This window comes from Mycobacterium sp. (assembly GCF_049608025.1).
Taxonomy (GTDB): domain Bacteria; phylum Actinomycetota; class Actinomycetes; order Mycobacteriales; family Mycobacteriaceae; genus Mycobacterium.
The window spans coordinates 37,243-51,689 of sequence record NZ_JBMYXC010000022.1 but is presented as its reverse complement, the minus strand read 5'-3'; the positions used below and the strand labels follow the sequence as shown (position 1 = coordinate 51,689).

Below are 14,447 nucleotides of genomic sequence, written 5' to 3'. Positions count from 1 at the left end.
ACTGCGGCGAACAGTGCGTTGCCGTCCACATGCCCGGCACGACGAACCGCCTCCGGGTATGCCATCGCCGCCTTCTGCGCCAGCCCCCACAGCGCCGCCGCCCCGGAAAGCCCTTCGGGCAGCGAAGGTCCGAGCGTCTCGTACAGCACGAAGGGCAGCACCTTGCCCAGTCCGGGATTCGCGCCGAGCGCGGCCAGGAACGCGTCGGCGAATGCGGCCAGATCAGCCTCCGCGGCCCGGCGCAGGGGAGCCAACTCGGTCTCCTGGACGACGCCGAGTGCACGCATGAGGCGAGCCCAGATCTCGGGTTCGGGCAGAGTCCCCTTCATAGGTTCCATTAACCGGTGCCGCAAGTGGAAAGTGTTGTGCGGGAACTCGAGGTTGAAGAACGTCGCCTCGACCTTCTCGTACTGGGTCGCCGCCGGTAGCACGTAGTGCGCCAGCCGGGCCGTCTCCGTCATCGCCACGTCGATGACCACGAGCAACTCGAGCTCCGCTAGGGCCCGGGCAACGGCCTGGGAGTCCGCGACCGAGTGCGCCGGGTTGCTGCTCTCCACGATCATCGCGCGGAATCGGTCGGGGTGATCGGTCAAAATCTCTTGGGGCACAACATTGCTGGGCATGAGCCCGCCGATGATCGGCGCACCCGTCACCGGCGTCCGGCCCACGCCGCCTGGCCGGAACAGCGGCGCAAAAGACGAATGCAGGTGCTGGCCGCCACGTTTGGCGAAATTGCCGGTCAGTATCCACAACATCTTGTTCAGATACGAACTCAGGGTGCTGTTGGGTGACTGTTGCACACCGAGATCCTCGAATACCGCCACGCTGTCGGCCGCTGCGATCCGGCGCGCCGCAGCGCGCAACAGTGCCTCGTCGATACCGCTGCGCAGTGCGTAGTCACCGATTGGCACTGAGGAGAGGACCTCACGCACCGACTCCACTCCGGAGACGTGCTCGGCCAGAAACTGCTCGTCGCAGAGGTTCTCCTGCACCAGCACGGCTGCCAACGCCGCCAGGCACCATGCGTCGGTACCCGGCCGGACCCGCAAATGGAAGTCAGCCATCTTCGCGGTATCGGTGATGACGGGATCGATCACGACCATCGACCTGGCCGGATCCTTGGCGATCTCGTTCAACACCACGCGGGCGCGCGGAAAGCTCTGCGACATCCACGGGTTCTTGCCGATGAACACCGAGACCTCGGCGTACTCGAATTCGCCGCGAGTGTGATTGCCATAGAAGTGAGCGTCCACCCAGTGCTCCCCGGTCTTCTCCTGCGCCAACGCGTTGGAGCGGTGATAGGAGCCCAGCGCCTTGAGGAACGCGCCGCTGTACGCTCCGCCGAGATGGTTTCCCTGTCCGCCACCGCCGTAGTACATGATCTTGTCGCCACCGTGGGTGTCGGCGATCCCCCTGAAGCCCGACGCAATCTCGGCGATCGCGGTGTCCCAGTCGACCTCCTCGAAAGTGCCGTCGGGCCTGCGGCGCATGGGGGATGTCAGCCGGTTGGGGTCATTCTGATAGTGGTCGAGGCGCAATGCTTTGTTGCAGGTGTAGCCGCGTGACGCGGGGTGTTTCTTGTCGCCGCGGATGCGCGCCAGGGTGCGGTCCTCGACCTGAACCACGATGCCGCAGTTGCACTCGCACAAGATGCAGGCGGTGGGCTGCCAGTCGGTGAGTTGATCAGTCATCACGGGGTTCACTTTCTGATGGGGGACGTATTACGGCGCTCAGCAGCGAACGAATCTCGCTTTGCACCAAATCAAGGGGCGCAAGGTCCCGCGATGCCCGCGCGATGACGACGGCGCCTTCGAACGAGGAGAGAACGAGCATGGCCAACGAGTCGGCGCGCTGCGGCGGAACACCGTCGTTCCGCAGTCGCTGCTCGATCTCCGCGCGCCACCGCCCGAAGGCCGCCGCCGCGCGGTCGATGACGGATCTCGCTTGTTCGGGCCTGTCGGGATCACCCGCTTCCACGGCAACCGCAACCACCGGGCAGCCCGCGCGGAAGTCACTGCGCTGCAGTTGCTTACGGTAACTCTCGAACAAGTAGTCCAGCGCATCGAAAGCCGACTCCGCGGCGCGGAGTTCGGCCGCCACATACTCACCCGCGAAGTCGACCGCTTCGCAGAGCAACTGCGTACGGCCACCGGGGAAGTAGTGGTAGGCCGACCCCCGGGGAGCGCCGCTGTGTTCGAGGACGTCGGCAATGGAGGTCGGGTGCGCACCCCGTTCCCGGATCAGCAACGCCGCCGAAACCACCATCCGTTCGCGCGGACTTGTCACAGCCCAGACCGGCCTTCCCTCGCCTATGTATAGAACCTTACATAGAGAGGGCCAACGCCGCGATTTGGGTGCAGTTTGTCACGCTCAGCTTGACAAACTGCGCCGAAATCACACGCCGGCGGCCTCGTTGAGGTCGTTGAGCGTGCTTGTCGCCTCGAGGTACTCGTGAACCCAGCGTTGGATCACCGCCGAGGTCTTCTCCACCTTCTTGAACTGGCCGACAACCTGGCCGACGGGGTTGAATGCGACGTCGACCGTCTCGTCGGGGTACTTGTTCGTGGCAGCCACCGCCAGCCCGGAGACCATGAACTGAAGCGGCATCCCGAGCGGCTTCGGATTGTCCGGGTTGTCCCACGCGTCGGTCCAGTCGTTGCGCAGCATTCGCGCAGGCTTACCGGTGAACGAGCTGCTCCGGACGGTATCGCGACTGCTTGCTTTCACGTAGGCCGACTGTTGAACCGGGGTGTTCTGAGCCTCCTCGACCATCAGCCACTGCGACCCCGTCCACGCGCCTTGGGCACCCAGAGCCAGCGCTGCGGCGATCTGCTGGCCGCTGCCGATGCCGCCGGCCGCGAGCACCGGAACGGGCGCAACCTCCTTGACCACCTGGGGCCACAGCACGATCGAGCCGACCTCGCCGGCGTGCCCGCCTGCCTCGCCACCTTGGGCGATGATGATGTCAACGCCGGCGTCCGCGTGCTTGCGGGCCTGGCGGGGCGCCCCGCACAGCGCGGCGACCTTGCGGCCCTCGGCGTGGATGTGATCGATCATGTCCTTCGGGGGGGTGCCGAGGGCGTTGGCGATGAGCGTCATCTTCGGATGTTTGAGTGCAACTTCGACCTGGGGAGTGGCCGTCGCCTCGGTCCAACCGAGCAATTGCAGCGTGTTCTCGTTGTCCTCGGCGGTCAGCGGGACGCCGTGATCGGTGAGGATCTTGCGGGCGAAGTCCAGATGCTCCTGGGGCACCATGTCAACCAGCATCTTGGTCAACTCATCGGCGGACAGGTTCGAGTCCATCCCCTCGTACTTGTTCGGGATGACGATGTCGACTCCGTAGGTGTGGTCGCCGATATTCTCATCGATCCAGCTCAGCTCGATCTCAAGCTGCTCCGGGGTGAACCCCACCGCGCCGAGCACACCGAAGCCGCCGGCCTTGCTCACCGCGACCACGACGTCGCGGCAGTGGGTGAACGCGAAGATCGGGAATTCGATGCCGAGTTGGTCGCACAGGGAAGTATGCATAATCCGCTCCTGGGCCCGCCGTGGGCACGTCTGTGAGAACTGAAACGTGTTCTACTTTAGTCCACCGCGTCGGTTGCTCAGAATCCCCCTGCTCGTCGGCGACATCCGCAACACCGGCCAGCCCTGCTCATCAGCCAGGCCGGCCAAACCGCGGCGCGGATTCACCGGGCGCGGAAAACCCACCAGCTTCATCAGCGCGGCGTCCTCATCCCCGTCGGCATAGAAGTAGCTGCGCCTCAGATCGACATCATTCTTCGCGCAGAATTGCTCGGCCGCGGCGGCCTTCTGCCTGCCCCAGATCACTGGCTTGGTGATCCACCCGGTGAGCCGGCCCTCGCGGTCGACGTCGAAGTGGTTGCACAGCACATGGCCGATACCCAGGTGCCGCGCGACCGGCTCGGCGTGGATCGTCAGCGCCGAGGAGCTGAGGACCACCGTGTGGCCGCGCCGCTGGTGGGCCGCCACGACCCGGCGCATTGCGGGGAACACCCGCGAATGCACGCGTTCGGTGAACAACCGCTCTCCGACCTGGTCGAGATCCTCCAGGGATTCGCCGCGCAGATAGCCCGCGGCACGAACGAGCAGACGCTCGAAATGCATGCGCCGCAACCGATACCGCATCGAGGCCTCGATGACACCCAGAACCTCGCCGAGGCTTGCCTGACGGCGCCGGATACGGTCTCCAGCATGTGACGTCGCGGTGAATCCGTCGACGAGAGTGCCATCCAGATCAAAGAAAGCACCGACTTCGGGTCCGGGTGGACTCACATCGATCTGAGCGACCGGATGGACCCCATCTGCGGCATCCGTGGTCATTGCGCTCCTGTGGTGTCGAGGTGTTGACCCACCATGCTACGTGCGTGTCTGCACAACTGGTTTGGCCTCCGCCCGGGGCGAGAACAGATGGCCCGGCACCAGCGGTCGAAGCGCCACTCGTGGCTGCGGTAGCCTGACGCCCCATGGGACGCGTGGACGGAAAAGTGGCACTCATCAGCGGCGGCGCGCGGGGGATGGGCGCCGAGGATGCCCGGGCGTTGGTCGCTGAAGGCGCGAAAGTCGTGATTGGGGACATCCTCGACGACGAGGGCAAGGCACTGGCCGAGGAGATAAACTCCACTACAACGGATTCCGCGCGCTACGTCCACCTCGACGTCACCGAGGCCGACCAGTGGGAGGCCGCCGTCGCCACCGCCGTCAACGACTTCGGCAAGCTCAACGTCCTGGTCAACAACGCAGGCACCGTCGCTTTGGGTCTGATCGGCGAGTTCGACATGGCGAAGTGGCAGAAGGTCATCGATGTCAACCTCACCGGCACGTTCCTGGGCATGCAGGCCTCGGTAGCGGCGATGAAGACCGCCGGCGGCGGATCGATCATCAACGTCTCCTCCATCGAGGGGCTGCGAGGTGCGGTCATGGTGCATCCGTATGTGGCATCGAAGTGGGCGGTGCGCGGCCTGACCAAATCCGCGGCGCTCGAGTTGGGGCCGCACAACATTCGGGTGAACTCGGTGCACCCCGGCTTCATCCGGACCCCGATGACCAAATATTTCCCCGACAACATGTTGCGGATCCCGCTGGGCCGTCCCGGGCAACCCGACGAGGTCTCGACATTTGTGGTGTTCCTGGCCAGTGACGAATCGCGCTACTCGACCGGTGCCGAGTTCATCATGGACGGCGGCCTGATTTTGGACGTACCCCACAAGTAGACGCACGCCAGATAGACCTACCCCTGGGGTGGTCGCGCGGCCGGTGCTCGTGCGTAGTTGCTCGCGCGGCCGGTGCTCGTGCGTAATGTCATGTCCCGTGAGCGCACGGGCCGGAATCGTGGTGACGGGGACCGAGGTCCTCACCGGACGCGTCCAGGACCGAAACGGGCCCTGGCTTGCCGACCGGCTGCTCGAGTTGGGGGTAGAGCTGCGCCACATCACGTTGTGCGGGGACCGCCCGGCCGACATCGAGGCGCAGCTGCGTTTCCTCAGAGATCAGGACGTTGATCTGATCATCACCAGCGGCGGCCTCGGCCCGACCGCCGATGACATGACGGTGGAGATCGTCGCCGGATACTGCGGGCGGGATCTGGTGCTCGACGACTCTCTGGAAGCGAAGATCAACGAGATCGTCACACGTCTGATGGAGCGCAGTACCGGCGGCTACGTCGTCGATGCCGATGCGTTGCGCGCCTCGAACCGCAAACAGGCCTTCATACCTGCCGGCGCAGTGGTTCTTGATCCGGTGGGCACCGCGCCCGGCGTGGTAATCCCGGGCACGCCGGCCGTGGTCGTTCTGCCTGGACCGCCACGTGAGCTGCGGCCGATGTGGGGCGCGGCCCTGGCCACCGAGGCCGTCCAGTCGGCGATCGCGGGCCGCACCCGGTTCCAGCAGCAGACGGTAAGGATGTTCGGCCTGCCCGAATCGGGTCTGGCCGACACACTGCGCGCCGCAGAGATCAGCGTCCAGGATTTCGGACGGTTGGAGATCACGACGTGTCTGAGGCGCGGCGAGCTCGAGATCGTGACGCGCTACGAGCCCCAGGACGCGGGTGTCTACTCGGAACTGCTCAAGGTGCTACGCGACCGGCACAGGCGGGTGATCTTCTCCGAGGACGGAACCCTGGTCGACGACCAGATCGCCGGCTTGCTCGACGGCCGGACCATCGCCACCGCAGAATCATGCACCGCGGGGCTGCTGGCCGCCCGGCTGACCGAGCGGCCCGGCTCTTCAAGCTACGTCGCCGGCGGCGCGGTGACCTACTCCAACGCGGCCAAGGTTGCGCTGCTGGGTGTCGATTCCTCGCTGATCGAGCAGCACGGTGCCGTGTCGGAACCGGTGGCCGAGGCGATGGCCCGGGGCGCACTGCAGCGGTTCGGCGCCGACACCGCCGTCGCGATCACCGGTATCGCGGGGCCCGGTGGCGGTACCGCATCCAAACCCGTAGGCACGGTGTGCTTCTCGGTGGCGCTGGCCGACGGCACCGGCCAAGTCCGGACGCTGACGCGGACCGCGACGCTGCCCGGTAACCGGACAGATGTCCGCGAGCGCTCGACAACGGTGGCAATGCATCTGCTGCGGCGGTCGCTGATCGGCCCTCCAGCCGGTTCCGAGCTGATGTGACGGTGGCTGGAGATCCGCAGGCGATAGAGTTGCGCTCAACCAGCCCCAATATTGAGGAATCATCAATGGTCGACACCGACGAGCGACAGACCCTCTCGGCGGCCGCCGAGGCAGCCGGATGGAATCACCGGACGGCCGATCGCAGTGACTATTACAACAAGGGGGTCGTCCGGGTGCACATCGTCTGGCGCGGCGACGCCCAGATCAACGGCGGTACTCTCTACCACGACGACTTCATGCAGACCTACAGCAACGACCTGACGACGGTGCAGAGCTGGCTCAAGCGCTGATCGGACCCGTCGCGGCCACATCGGCCTCTTCCACGTCGGCCTCTTCCACGTCGGTCATTTGTTCCACTTCGATGATTTGTTCCACGCCGGTCACCGGTGGTCGTGGGCGTCCCACGTGTCTCGCATGGTCTGCATGATCGCCTCCGCCTGCCCCAGCCCACCCAGGTGGCTCTCGCCCTGCAACGGGTAGAGCTCGGCTTCGGGCAGCATCGCGACCACATGCACGCCGTGCGCGTAGGGCACGATGTGATCGCGGTCACCGTGCCACCAGCGGACGGGGACATTGATCTCACCCAGCTGGAACCCCCAGTCCCTGGAGAAGACCACGACGTCGGCGAATGGCGCCGCCAGTTGTTTACGGCTGCCGTTGAGCAGGTCGTCGAGGAACATCGCCTTGAACTCGGGGCGGGCGAGCAGCCGCCGGTCGCCTTCGGGAGAAACCCGGGAGTACAGATACAGCGCCGGCTCGGCGACCGGTTTGAGCAGTCGGATCAAGCCCGCGGCAAACAAACTTATCGGAGCCCTGGCCTTTTCGAGCAACGGCGCGACCGGGATTCCGACGTTGCCCATCAGGCCGCCCCCGATACCATCGATTCCCTGCGTAGGAGCCACGCCGCCAAGCACACCGATGGCAATCACACGTCCGGGCATCGCCGCCGCGCAGCCCAGGGTGTAGGGGCCTCCGCCGGAGAGCCCGATGACAGCCATCTTGTCGATGCCGAGGGTGTCGGCGATCGTCCGCAGATCGTCGGCGAAGTCGATGACCGTCGCGTACTCGTGTGGGGTCGAGGAGCCTATGCCGGGTCGGTCGACACCAATCAAGCGAATCTGGTTCTGCTCGGCGTAGAGCCGCGCTTCGACAGGGATCTGACGTCGGGCCCCCGGGGTGCCGTGCAACCAGAAGATCGCTCGCCCCTGCGGATCGCCGAACTCGGCGAAGCCGATTCGGCGGTCGGTGCCGACGGCGACGTTTCCTTCGAGCTTGGGGCGCGCGATCTCGATGGACATCTGAAAAGTGTCCCATGGCGTCAGCCCCGCTCTGATCCGCTCCCCGCGAAACAGGTGTCAGCCCGCCGCAGTCAAACGGTCCCGCACAGCGGATCTACTTATATCGGAGGGAGATTCATCACGCACCTCGCCGGAAGCAGCGTTTTGTTAGTGTAACGCGGTCAGTTCCGATTTGAGCTCACTGCATTTAGCTGGCCTCGTTGGACGTCCCCATTGCGTTGGAGGTATTCAATGTCCACCGAAGCCGACGGTTCCACCGCAGACGACAGCAAGTTCCTCGTGCAACGGGTAGCCGAACTCTCCGCCGGCGATCCGCAGTTCGCCGCCGTACGCCCCAGTGCAACAGTCGCTGCCGCGATCGAGCAGGCCGCCCCTTCGCTGCCGGCCGTGATTCACACAACGCTGGCGGGCTACGCGGATCGACCCGCGCTCGGGCGCCGGGCCGTCCAGTTCGTCAGCGATCCGCCGGGCGGCCGCACATCGCTGCGGCTACTCCCGAAATTCGAGACCATCACCTACCGCGAGCTGTGGGACTGGGTCGGCGCCCTGTCGAGGGGTCTGACCGAGGGCAACGGATCGGTTTCGGCCGGCGACCGCTTTGCCGTGCTGGGTTTCACCAGTGCCGATTACACCGCCCTCGATCTCGCTCTGGCATGCATCGGCGCGGTGGCGGTGCCGCTGCAAACCAGCTCGGCCATCTCTCAACTACAGCCGATCGTGATCGAGACCGAGCCGACGGTGATCGCGGCGAGCATCGAATACCTCTCCGATGCAGTCGAACTGGTTGCTCAAGGCGCCCGGCCTGCGCGCCTCCTGGTATTCGACTACCACGGTGAGGTCGACGATCATCGCGAAGCTCTGGAAGCCGCGCGAACCAGGCTGGCAACCAACTCTGTCGTCGTCGATACGCTGGATGAACTTGCGCAACGCGGACGGGCACTGCCGTTCGCGCCGGTAGTCGAACCGGGCGACAAGGATCCGCTGGCACTGCTCGTCTACACCTCCGGCAGCACCGGTGCCCCCAAAGGCGCGATGTACCTGCAGAGCACGGTTGCCACGATGTGGGTCCGGTCTCGCGGAACCTGGTTCGGGGCCAGCCCCGCATCCATCACGCTCAATATCATGCCCATGAGCCACATCATGGGCCGCGCGATCCTCTACGGCACCCTCGGCAACGGCGGCACGGCCTACTTCGGCGCCAAGAGCGACCTGTCGCTGTTCCTCGAAGACCTTGCCCTGGTGCGACCCACCGAGTTGAACTGCGTCCCGAGGATCTGGGAGATGCTGTTCGGCGAATTCCAGCGGGAGGTCGACATCCGGATGGCCAAGTCAAGCAATGCCAGCAGCGGCGCGGGCCGCACCGCCGCCGAGTCTCAGGTCTTGCACGAACAACGCGAGAATCTACTGGGTAATCGTTGCGTGTTCGCACTCACGGGCTCCGCGCCCACCTCCGCGGAGTTGAAGAACTGGGTCGGTTCCCTGCTGGGCCTGAAACTGGTTGACGGCCTCGGCTCCACCGAAGCGGGGATCATCTGGTTCGACGGCCAAGTGCAACGTCAGTCGGTGATCGATTACAAGCTCGTCGACGTGCCGGATCTGGGCTACTTCCACACCGACAAGCCCCATCCCCGAGGTGAATTGCTCATAAAGACGGCGCACATGTTCCCCGGCTACTACAAGCGCCCGGAGATCACCGCCGACGTGTTCGACGTCGACGGCTACTACCGGACCGGTGACGTGGTGGCCCAGGTGGGTCCCGACCAATTGGAGTATGTCGACCGGCGCAACAATGTGCTCAAGCTCGCGCAGGGCGAGTTTGTCACGGTCGCGAAGCTGGAGGCGCTGTTCGGCGATTGCCCATTAGTCCGTCAGATCTACGTCTACGGCAACAGTGCGAATTCCTACCTGCTGGCGGTGGTGGTACCCACCCGGGAAGCACTGGACGGCCATGATGCGGCCGAGCTCAAACAGCTCATTTCCGACTCGATGCACAGCGTCGCCAAGGACGCCGGCTTGCAATCCTACGAAGTGCCGCGGGACTTCGTTATCGAGAGCAAGCCGTTCACTCCGGAGAACGGGTTGCTCACCGGGATCCGCAAGTTAGCGCGACCCAAATTGAAACAGCACTACGCCGAGCGACTGGAACAACTGTACGCCGAACTCGCCGAGGGTCATTCCAAGCAGCTCGACGAACTGCGCCGCACCGGTGCCGAGCAGCCGGTGCTGGAGACTGTCAGCCGCGCGGCGGCCGCGCTGCTGGGCGGGTCGGCTGCCGACCCCGCGCCGGAAGAACACTTCACCGACCTGGGAGGAGACTCGCTGTCGGCGTTGACATTTGCCAATCTGCTGAATGAGATCTTCGGCGTGGAAGTACCGGTGGGCGTGATCGTCAGCCCGGCTTCGGACCTGCGATCCCTGGCCCGCTACATCGAAGCCGAGCAGGCACCCGGGGCCAGCAGGCCCACGTTTGCCAGCGTCCATGGCCGGGATGCCGTTGAGGTTCACGCCTGCGATCTCACCCTGGACAAGTTCCTCGACGCCGGCACCCTTTCGGCGTCGCATTCCCTGCCCGGACCGACAACTGACGTGCGTACCGTCCTGCTGACCGGGGCGACCGGCTTCCTGGGCCGCTACCTGGCTCTCCATTGGCTGGAGCAGTTGGACCTGGTCGATGGCACGCTGATCTGCCTGGTGCGGGGCAATTCCGACGACGATGCACGGCAACGACTCGATGCGACCTTCGACAGTGGTGACCCAGACCTGCTGACCCATTACCAGGATCTGGCTGCTGATCATCTGGAGGTCATCGCGGGCGACAAGGCTGAGCAGAACCTCGGCCTGAACCAGCAGACCTGGCAGCGACTGGCCGCCGGCGTTGACCTGATCGTCGATTCTGCTGCACTGGTCAATCACGTGTTGCCCTACAGCCAGCTTTTCGGCCCCAACGTGCTGGGCACCGCAGAGCTGATCCGGATCGCGCTGACCACGAAGGTCAAGCCGGTCACCTACCTGTCCACCATTGCGGTGGGGGACCAGACTGCATCCGGCGCGTTCACCGAGTACGCCGATATCCGGGAGATAAGCCCAACCCGGGCAGTCGATCAGAGCTACGCCAACGGCTACGGCAACAGCAAATGGGCCGGCGAAGTGCTGCTGCGGCAGGCCAACGAACTGTGCGGTCTGCCGGTGGCGGTCTTCCGTTGTGACATGATCCTCGCCGACGTCAGCTACCGCGGTCAGCTCAACGTGCCGGACATGTTCACCCGAATGATGTTGAGCTTGGTGGCCACCGGAATAGCGCCGGGCTCGTTCTACCAACTCGACGGCGATGGAAACCGGCAGCGAGCGCACTACGACGGCCTGCCGGTGGAATTCATCGCAGAAGCGGTCTCCAGGCTTGGAGTCCGAACCGTTGACGGCTTCGCGACCTACCATGTGATGAACCCTCACGACGACGGCATCGGGCTCGACGAGTTCGTCGACTGGCTGATCGACGCCGGATACGGTATTACCCGAATCGCCGATTACGACGCATGGGTGAAGCGATTCGAGACCACCCTGCGCGCCCTGCCGGACAAACAGCGTCAGGCATCACTGTTGCCATTGCTGCACAATTACCAAGAGCCGGCTACGCCGATTCGAGGGGCGATCGCCCCGACGGCGAGGTTTCGTACCGAGGTTCAGAATTCACAGCTGTTGTCCGCCAACGATATTCCGCATGTTTCAGCACAGGTGATCGAAAAGTACATCACCGACCTGCAGCTACTCGGACTGCTTTAGCGCAAGCACGTTAGGTGGACAGCTCGCCGGTAATACACTGATCTGCAGGACCTTTCGGGCCAGGTGTCAGGCTGGAACGACAATGGTCAGGTGGTCGCCCCGGCGTTCCACCCTCATCTGAGCACGCCGGGCCACCGCCGCCACGGCAGCCGCGTCGCCGGGCTCGGATCTGCTGCTGGAAAGAGCACGCGCGAGCCGCCCCTTGTGCGCTTTGTTGAAGTGACTCACCACGGTCCGGCGCCCGCCGGAATGCTCTGCGACCACCTGGACCGAGACCGCACCCGGCACCGTGCCCAGTGCAGCGTAGGAACCCGAGCGGAGGTCGACGACCAGTTCGCGCTCGGCGATCCCCAACAGCACCGGTTCGAGCACAGGCCGCCAGCGGGCAGCGAGCGTCGGCCGGTCCGGTAACCGGGAGTTCGCCGAGAGCCGATAGGCCGGAATCGAGTCTTCGGCGCGCAACAATCCGAACAGCGCAGAGCAGACGGCCAGCCGGGATCTCGCCCGGGCCGCCGCCGCACTGGGCAACGAGTCGATGTCCAAGGCGTCGTACAGGACCCCGGTGTAGCGGTGGATCGCCGGCATCGTCGGAGCCGTGCGCAGCGCCGCGTTGCGGTCGATCTCGGCGTCCTGGGAGGCCGAGATTCCCAGGGCGCGCCGACTGGCACCAGGATCGGCAGCCAGGTCGACCAGCTCTCCCACCAATTGGGTGCGCAGGGGACCGAGCGCGGGTGAACTCAACCCGTCCATCCGCAGAGCGGGTCCATCACCTCCGGTTCGCTTTGTCTCCGATGGTGGCAGCAGCACTATCACAGAACAGAACGTTAGCTCCTCAATGGGCCACGAAGGTCCATCACACCGGCACGCCGGGAGGTGGCGGAGGCGGCAGAGGGGTCATCGGAGCAGCCAGCCCGATGGTTTCCTCTGGAGACTGCGGGACTGGCACCGGTAAGGCCGCGCCCGGCGGGGGCGGCAGCAATGGGGCCGCGCCAGGCGGTGGCGGGGCCGGTGGGGCCGCGCCAGGCGGTGGCGGCGCCAGCGGGTCCGCGCCGGGCGGAGGAGCCGGCGGAGCCACCGGAAGGGGCGGAGGGCCCATCAGGGGGGCCATCAGCGGGTCGGACTCCGGCGGCACGTTCGCAGGCATCGGTAAGAACATGTGGTTGGAGAACTGGCCCTGGTAGGCACCGCCACCACCGACCTTGACCCCGGAGCCACCCTCTCCCGAGGAGACGGGCGTGCCATCGGGCAGCGTCAAGGCCGTATGACCACTGTTCCATCCGACGACCAGCGCGTCGGGTGCCGACCCGTACTGGAAGCCCCGGGCAAGCAGCGCGCTTTCGATATTGCCGGTATGAAACCTATCTCCGTAGACGGGCCTGTCAGTCGCGGCGTTGGTCACCCAGGACACCAGCCCCGAGCAGTCGGTGCCAGCAGGCGAGTCACCACCGACGACATACGGCGTGCCCGACACCTGATTCACAAGCGTCAATAGTGTTGCGAGAGCGTACATGCGACCGGACGTTAACAGGGTGTCCAGAAAACGGTCAACATCTGTGATGGCGTTCACAATCCACTGCCTCAATTGGCATAGATCACGAAAACCGTTGCGCTGACATCTGATTGGATTACTAGAGTCACCTCATAGTACACACTTCTATAACTGTTGCGTTGCAATCCATTTCGCGCAGGCCTATTCGCTCATGCGGAATCGCCAGTTGGTGTGCCCGAGCTCACAATTGAGGTGCCCGACGGCACAGTTCGGGTGTCCGACGTCACAGCTCGTTTGCCCGACCGGTGAGCGCGCCCATACACCCACCGCAGGGCAGGCTGCAGTCTCTCCCCACGCGCCGGATAACGGAGTCGACGCGCGGCGAGTCGACCACGCATGGGCGGCCGCCGACCCTAATCTGGTCCAGTGAGTCGGCTGTTGACCTTCGTGCTCTGCATCGCCGTGCTCGCCGGCGCCCTGAACCCGCAGGTTCCCCTAGGTCAGCGTCACGATGTGCGCCTGATGGACTACGCCGTCAACCGCATCGCGGTGATCGGCGACTCCTACACCACTGGAGACGACTCGTACACCACCGCAGACAAAGAGGGCGAAAACGGCGCAACGGGATGGCCAACCCAAGCGTGGCGAGCACTCACCCGACATGGGATCGCGGTCACGCCAACGGTGGCCGCCGAAGACGGCGCCGGATACTCCACTCACGGCGAACGCGGCAACACCTTCGAGGATCTGACCGTCCTCGCGGTCAAACCCAGCGATGTACTCGTTGTTTTCTTCGGCTCGCGCAACGACAGGGACGTCGACCCCACTCCGCTGTCGATCGCGATGTTCGGCACCTTCAAGTTGGCCCGCCAGATCGCCCGCTCGGCAAAGTTCCTCGTGATCGGGCCGGTGTGGCCGACTGCTGACCCACCGCCAAGTATCCGGCGGGTGCGTGATGTGCTCGAATATCAAGCCGCGCTTGCCGAAGCCACCTTCGTGGACCCGATCGCCGGACGCTGGTTCGTCGGCCGCTCCGACTTGATCGGCCCAGACGGCGTGCAGCCCAACGGCGCCGGACACACCTACCTGGCCGCCAAGCTCGCCCCGCTGATCGGCGCCCAGTTCAACGGGTACTGAGCTCGGGCCGTGCCACCGGGGCCACCAGAGAGAAGCGGCCGCCTTCAGAAGTGAAAGGAAAGGGGCGCCCCGCCGCGCAATGGCTAGCCGGGCGCCCCTTTTCC

The 14,447-nt window shown here is 65.0% G+C and carries 12 protein-coding genes; 5 read left to right on the top strand and 7 right to left on the bottom strand.

The window, feature by feature from the left end:
- From ACPGXI_RS09760 to ACPGXI_RS09745, 4 genes are all read right to left on the bottom strand, one after another.
- Positions 1 to 1,691: molybdopterin-dependent oxidoreductase (locus ACPGXI_RS09760; protein ID WP_526652252.1), on the bottom strand; the 1,691-nt coding region annotated here is incomplete at its 3' end.
- Complete coding sequence (locus tag ACPGXI_RS09755) at positions 1,684 to 2,286, bottom strand: TetR/AcrR family transcriptional regulator (protein WP_526652250.1); 603 nt, start codon at positions 2,284 to 2,286, stop codon at positions 1,684 to 1,686. The genes ACPGXI_RS09760 and ACPGXI_RS09755, both read right to left, overlap by 8 nt.
- 108 nt (positions 2,287 to 2,394) lie before the next feature.
- Positions 2,395 to 3,528, bottom strand: coding sequence for a nitronate monooxygenase (locus tag ACPGXI_RS09750; protein ID WP_526652248.1), 1,134 nt, complete (start codon positions 3,526 to 3,528; stop codon positions 2,395 to 2,397).
- Between the two features lie 51 nt (positions 3,529 to 3,579).
- The gene (locus ACPGXI_RS09745; RefSeq protein ID WP_526652246.1) at positions 3,580 to 4,344 is read right to left on the bottom strand and encodes an HAD family hydrolase; all 765 of its coding nucleotides are present in this window, start codon (positions 4,342 to 4,344) and stop codon (positions 3,580 to 3,582) included.
- A 143-nt stretch (positions 4,345 to 4,487) separates the two neighbouring features.
- On the opposite strand from ACPGXI_RS09745, the gene ACPGXI_RS09740 reads away from it, so the two are divergent.
- From ACPGXI_RS09740 to ACPGXI_RS09730, 3 genes are all read left to right on the top strand, one after another.
- On the top strand, positions 4,488 to 5,234 hold the full coding sequence (locus tag ACPGXI_RS09740) for a glucose 1-dehydrogenase (protein ID WP_526652244.1): 747 nt from the start codon (positions 4,488 to 4,490) through the stop codon (positions 5,232 to 5,234).
- Positions 5,235 to 5,331: 97 nt separating this feature from the next.
- A complete protein-coding gene (locus tag ACPGXI_RS09735; protein ID WP_526652242.1) occupies positions 5,332 to 6,639 on the top strand; it encodes a competence/damage-inducible protein A in 1,308 nt (435 codons plus the stop codon).
- A gap of 65 nt (positions 6,640 to 6,704) precedes the next feature.
- Complete coding sequence (locus tag ACPGXI_RS09730) at positions 6,705 to 6,929, top strand: hypothetical protein (RefSeq protein ID WP_526652240.1); 225 nt, start codon at positions 6,705 to 6,707, stop codon at positions 6,927 to 6,929.
- A 90-nt stretch (positions 6,930 to 7,019) separates the two neighbouring features.
- Here ACPGXI_RS09730 and ACPGXI_RS09725 read toward each other — a convergent pair whose 3' ends face one another.
- Positions 7,020 to 7,937 carry an alpha/beta fold hydrolase gene (locus tag ACPGXI_RS09725; RefSeq protein WP_526652238.1) on the bottom strand — a complete coding sequence of 306 codons (918 nt, stop codon included), beginning with the start codon at positions 7,935 to 7,937 and terminating at the stop codon, positions 7,020 to 7,022.
- Between the two features lie 231 nt (positions 7,938 to 8,168).
- On the opposite strand from ACPGXI_RS09725, the gene car reads away from it, so the two are divergent.
- Positions 8,169 to 11,717, top strand: a complete 3,549-nt coding sequence (car, locus tag ACPGXI_RS09720; protein ID WP_526652236.1) for a carboxylic acid reductase — start codon at positions 8,169 to 8,171, stop codon at positions 11,715 to 11,717.
- A gap of 66 nt (positions 11,718 to 11,783) precedes the next feature.
- Here the strand turns inward: car and yaaA are convergent, their stop codons facing one another.
- Positions 11,784 to 12,530, bottom strand: a complete 747-nt coding sequence (yaaA, locus tag ACPGXI_RS09715; protein ID WP_526652234.1) for a peroxide stress protein YaaA — start codon at positions 12,528 to 12,530, stop codon at positions 11,784 to 11,786.
- A 40-nt stretch (positions 12,531 to 12,570) separates the two neighbouring features.
- Entirely contained in the window at positions 12,571 to 13,227 is a 657-nt protein-coding gene (locus ACPGXI_RS09710) for a peptidoglycan endopeptidase (RefSeq protein ID WP_526652232.1), read from the bottom strand.
- Between the two features lie 405 nt (positions 13,228 to 13,632).
- On the opposite strand from ACPGXI_RS09710, the gene ACPGXI_RS09705 reads away from it, so the two are divergent.
- Positions 13,633 to 14,343, top strand: a complete 711-nt coding sequence (locus ACPGXI_RS09705; RefSeq protein ID WP_526652230.1) for an Rv0518 family GDSL lipase — start codon at positions 13,633 to 13,635, stop codon at positions 14,341 to 14,343.
- The last annotated feature ends 104 nt before the right edge of the window (positions 14,344 to 14,447 follow it).